The 2,090-nt window shown below is 47.2% G+C and carries 1 protein-coding gene and 1 pseudogene; one reads left to right on the forward strand and one right to left on the reverse strand.

Annotated elements, in window-relative coordinates; translation table 11 throughout:
* Positions 1-172: 172 nt before the first annotated feature.
* Positions 173-1,323, reverse strand: a pseudogene (locus tag CBG25_RS13230) (terminase family protein); the annotation flags it as partial.
* Between the two features lie 150 nt (positions 1,324-1,473).
* On the opposite strand from CBG25_RS13230, the gene CBG25_RS13235 reads away from it, so the two are divergent.
* Positions 1,474-2,090: GPO family capsid scaffolding protein (locus CBG25_RS13235; RefSeq protein ID WP_290607189.1), on the forward strand; the 617-nt coding region annotated here is incomplete at its 3' end.

Below are 2,090 nucleotides of genomic sequence, written 5' to 3' on the forward strand. Positions count from 1 at the left end.
GAACCTTGAAAATTAAAGAGCAAGAGTGCTTCTCTTCATCCGTAATCCTGTTACCGTGACGGTAATAGAATTACACTTTCCATCTCATAACTCCCCACATCTCCCCGGATCTCCCCACATTTATCTCACGTTTTCGTTTTAAATATCTCACGTCTGATCACAAGGGACTGACATCCGCCCACACGTCCCAGCTATCCACCTGACAGGCCTGCATCAGTGAAAACGAAAACAGTGAGTCAATATCGTCAACAAATTCACACATCAACAGGTTTTGATATTCATCAGGACTWTAGCGCTTTTTTAACCCTTCACGGTCAAACAGATTACAGCCGCCGTTAATGGCRTCGTCTAACGTCACGATTTGTCGCCAATGACCATCTTCACAATAGCGACCGTTCGCAAGCAACTGGTGGCTGATGGCGATATCAATCTRGTCTTTTTTCGACCTTCCCCGGTTAAACAGTTTGCCAGACCAGAACGGGTAAGCGCTATGCGTCAGGCTTGACGGGGTTGAAAAGTAGGTCTGCCGCCATTTCTTCTGCATCGCCATGCCAGACGCCACTTTACGTAATTCCTGAAATTTCGGGATCCAGAAGTATTCATCCAGATAAAGATTGCCGTGATAACTTTGGGCCGTGCGCGCATTAGTGCCAAGAAAATAAAGCGTGGCGCCATTGGCTAACACGATGGGGTCACCTTTTAGGGCAACATCCACTTCCTGCGCCATTTTGATGATATAATCCTTAAAAACATACGCCTGGGATTTACTGGCGGATAAAAATACCTGATTGCGGCCGGTGGTTAACGCGTCCATCAACGCCTCGCGGGCAAAAAACCAGGTGGCGCCTATCTGGCGCGATTTTAAAATATTGCGTATCGGATAGGTTAATCCTGCCTGATACCAGTGCTTCTGGTAATCAAAAAGATGTTGGTGAAAATGGTGTAAAAGAGACGTAATATGGTCATCACTAAAAGCATTTTTTTCAGCAGGGGGGCGATTATTTTTTTATCACGCCCTCTTTCCGTTCCGCCTTGTTGGTATTGTTCAATCCGGCACTGGCGCTCCAATTGCCGATAAAGCAGGTCAATTTCCTTAAAGTCTTTACCCTCTTTGTGTTCTTTGGCGATGAGATGACAAAGCCGCGCCTCCAGGCTCAGTTTGACAGCTTGCTTGGCATTTTGCGCATTCCACTGGTSTCGCCGTTTCCAGCTATGTACGGTGGAGACATTTTGCCCCAACATATGGGCAATCTGACTCGGGCTGTAGCCTTCTAAAGCCAGTTGTCGGGCGCGGTGTCGTAAAAAGGGGTTTTCATTTTTCATGTAGCTAGCATAACGAAGATTGCCTAAGACCCGCTTGGCTTAACATTTGTTTGACAGTTCAAACAATCGCCTCGCCTTGTTTCCCTCCCTTATCTTTTTAATGCTATGCCCATAATGTCAACAAACCCTACCCTGGCGGGAGCCTGTGTAATGAAAAAAACCAAACCGATTCGTATCTGTGTGGAAGGTGCCACCACCGATGGCCGTAAAGTCCAGCGAGAGTGGCTGACCGATATTGAAAAAAACTACGACCCGGACACTTTTGGGGCACGAATTAACCTTGAACATTTGAAATCGCCCTGGATGCCCTGCTTTGGCGATGTGCTTTCGGTCTATACGGAAGAAATCAAAGAGGGCCTGTTAGCCGGCAAACTGGGACTTTATGGTGTCATTTTAGCGACCGACGAGTTGATAGCCTTAAACAAACAGCGGCAAAAAGTCTATACCTCGGTCGAAATTGATACCGATTTTTCAGATACCGGTGAGGCCTATTTAGTGGGGCTTGCCGTGACCGATAATCCGGCCAGCCTTGGCACCAGTATGTTGCAGTTACGTCAAGGCCAAGGGCTTTGTGCGCTGTCTGACCGTAAACTGTCGCCAAATAGCGTTTTTACCGCCGCCGAAGAAACCCTGCTCGAATTTATCGAGGAAACGACCGTTGTTCCCAACCCGTCATTAAGTCTACTTGAAAAAGTCAAAGGCTTGTTTAGCCGTGAACGCAATTCCCAATCCCAAACCTTTAGTGATATCCAGCAGGCGATTGAATA

Origin of the sequence: Arsenophonus sp. ENCA, assembly GCF_002287155.1 — a bacterium.
Classification (GTDB): domain Bacteria; phylum Pseudomonadota; class Gammaproteobacteria; order Enterobacterales; family Enterobacteriaceae; genus Arsenophonus; species Arsenophonus nilaparvatae.